General features: G+C 71.9%; 2 protein-coding genes. Both read left to right on the top strand.

What is annotated here, in order from left to right; all coding sequences use genetic code 11:
• Positions 1-218: 218 nt before the first annotated feature.
• Positions 219-1,352, top strand: coding sequence for a hypothetical protein (locus tag BDK92_RS04870; protein WP_121154980.1), 1,134 nt, complete (start codon positions 219-221; stop codon positions 1,350-1,352).
• An 86-nt stretch (positions 1,353-1,438) separates the two neighbouring features.
• Positions 1,439-3,121, top strand: coding sequence for a hypothetical protein (locus BDK92_RS04865; RefSeq protein ID WP_121154977.1), 1,683 nt, complete (start codon positions 1,439-1,441; stop codon positions 3,119-3,121).
• The last annotated feature ends 1 nt before the right edge of the window (position 3,122 follow it).

Raw genomic sequence — 3,122 nt, 5'->3', positions numbered from 1 at the left:
TCCTGGCTGTTCCACCCAGCCGTCACATCGGCGTGCGGACGGGCGCGGCAACGGGTGCGGTATAACAATGGCCTTCCAAAACCCAACCACTCCTTGCCCATCCGGGCTCGTCAAGGGACGGTTACCGGCGGGTTTGAACCGGACGGGTGCCACAACCGTCGTCAGGACAACCGCCCCGAACAGTGGGACGGATACGTGCAGCAGGGAAGGGCAAGGCCATGACCCAGGCGGTAGATGCGTCCAGCGATCAGCTCGCCGCCTTCCACCAGCTGCTGTTGCGGATGTCCGGTCGGCTGCCGGACGAACTGATCGCGGCCTGCCGCCGCTGGCTCGCCGAGGGCGAGTTCGTGGAGATCGCCCAGGCCGTGGTCTTCGCCGTACTCGCCGGGCGGGTGCCGATGACCGACACCGACGCACTCCTGCTGGCGGACACCCTCACCGACGCCGGGGAGGACAGTGACGCGCTCGCCGAGATCGAGCGCGCGGTCGTCGACCCGCAACCGTTGTACGGGCTGGCCCCGGTGAGCCCGCAGGAGCTGGCCGATCACGGCGACACGGTGCCGTACAGCATCGACCTGACCGTCCCGTACGACGGACCCGGCGCCGCCGACGAGACCGACCGGGCCGCGGTCGCGGCGGTACGGGCACAGCGTGACGAAGGGGCACCGCTCAGGGCACTGTGGCGGGCCTGGCGGTTCCCGGCGATCGACACGCAGTGGCCGCCACCGCGCCGGATTTACCTGCTCCAGGCCGACAACGAGGCGGTGCTGCCCGCCCGGGCCGCAGCGTTGCAGCACGCCCTGGAACTCGCCGGGGAGTCGGATCCGCAGGTCGAGGCGTTCTGCGACGCGGACGAACTGCCGGCGTACCAGCGCACCGCGCTCGGGTTCTCCACCCTGCTCTGGACCGCCGCCCCGGCGGTGGCCCCGCTCGTCGCCCGGGTGTACGACACCTTCGACCCGGAACGCGGACCAGGTTTTGACTCCGCCCACCCCCTGCTCGAAGGGGAGGAACGCGATCGCGTGCTGAGCTACCTGGCCGAGGGAGTGCCGTTGCTGATCACGCCGAGCCGCAGTCAGGACGTGGTCGATCCGGCTGCCGGGGAGGTGGTGCCGACGGGGTTCTTCACCGACGGCCGGTGGATCTGGACCGAGGCGGTCGCGTACTACCTGCGGGTACACCGGCTGGCCCCGGACCCGGACATGTTGGATGCGATCCGGGCCCATGACTACCTGCCGCCCGACGTGGACACGGTGGGCCTGCACCGCGCGTTGTCCACCCTGTACGCACCGCTCACGGAGCCTGCCGGATCAGCCGACGAAAACGGCGACGATGCCACCGTGCCGGACTAAATCCACCAGCACCCGACAGATCCGTTGAACCGATCGTGCCCGCCGGCCGTCATCTAACGGAACCCGGCAGCTGAGGGAGATCGAAAGTGGCCACGATGCCCGGTGGTGGTGCCATGCAACGGCTTCGCGGCAGACTCGCGGCGTCGGCACGTCTGCGCCACATCACGCAGTTGCCCCAGCATGCCCTGGACCGGCTGGACAGCCCGTTGCGGCGCTGGGTCGCGGTCGGCGTTCTGCTTGTCCTGCTCACCGCGACCGGGGTCGCGGCCAGTGCCGGATTCGGGACCGCCACCGCCGAGGACAGCGAGCTCGCCGGCCGTCCGGTGCCGGCGGGTCAGGTGGAACTGATCGCGGCGGCGGCGCACTCGTGTCCGGTCCTCACCCCGGCCCGGCTCTCCGGACAGTTGATGGCCGCGTCCGGCTTCGACCTCAACGGGAAGTCAGACAGCGGCGGCTCGGGGCTGGCCGGACTGACCGACGCCGCGTGGGACAAGTGGAAGCCGCGCGCGTCCTCCCGGCGTACCGACCCGGCGGCGAGCATCACCGCCCTCGCCCACCTCACCTGCGACCTGGTGGGTCAGGTCCGTCAGGCCGGCATCGGTGGCGACCCGTGGCGGCTGGCGCTGGGCGCCTACCACTCCGGCATCGCCGCGGTGACCTCGGCCAAGGGGATACCGGGGCCGGCCCGGGGATACGTCAACCGGGTCTCCGCCTACGCCACCTGGTACGCCCGCCGGGCCACCGGCGGCTCCGATCCGGCCGGGCCGACCGGCCCGAGCAGCGCACTACCGGGCCAGGGAACCCCGGCGAAGCCGGTGCCGGACGAGTACATCGCCGCCGTACTGGCGGCCGGCCGTACCTGCCCTGCGCTCTCGCCGGCCCGGGTCGCGGCCCAACTGATGGCCTCCTCCGGGTTCAACCCGAACCTGCTCGGCCCGCACCGGGCACAGGGAATCGCCCAGTTCACCCCCCAGCTCTGGGCCCGGTACGCCCCGTCGGCCGCCGCCACCTCGCCCTGGGATCCGGGCGTCGCCGTCCCGGCTCTCGGCCGGACGATGTGCACCCTGCTCGGCGAGGTGGCCGCGCTGGGCAAGGACCAGTACCCGATGGCGCTGGCCGCGTTCCGGGGTGGACCGGAGGCGGTGCAACGGGCCGGCGGTGTGCCGGACAGTGCCGAACTGCGTGACTACGTCCGTCTGGTGACCGGGTACGTCGGCTACTACGAGCAGGACGTGCGGCTGGGCGGCAAGCCGGCCGGCACGCCGAAGCCGACCGCGACCTCGGGTCCGAGTACGTCACCGCGTCCCGGAGCGGGTCCGTCCGCGCCGCACACCTCGTCCGCTCCGCCACCGGCCGCCGGTGGCAAGCCGACCACCGGGTCGTCCTCGCCGGCCCGGCCCCCGCAGACCAAGCCCGCCGCGCCGCCGAAGCCGGACTGGCAGACCCGGGTGGTGGAGGGCACGTCGGTGCTGCAACTCGGTCAGGCGTGGACCACCAACCGGCTGAACTTCGTGCTGGCCAAGGACGGCAACGTGCTCCTCTACGACCAGGGCCGGCTGGTCTGGCAGACCCGTACCGGGGGCAGGGGCGGTCACCACCTGGTCTTCCAGGCCGACGGTCACCTGGTGCTCTACACCCAGAGCAACGCCACCCTCTGGAGTTCGGGCACCGCCGGCAACAACGGGGCAATCCTGGTGCTGCAGGCCGACGGCAACGTCACCATCTCGCTGGGGGGCCGCGGGCTCTGGCACACCGGTACGGCGAGCTGAC

The organism is Micromonospora pisi (genome assembly GCF_003633685.1).
Lineage (GTDB): Bacteria > Actinomycetota > Actinomycetes > Mycobacteriales > Micromonosporaceae > Micromonospora_G > Micromonospora_G pisi.
This window is presented reverse-complemented; position numbering and strand designations above follow the sequence as displayed.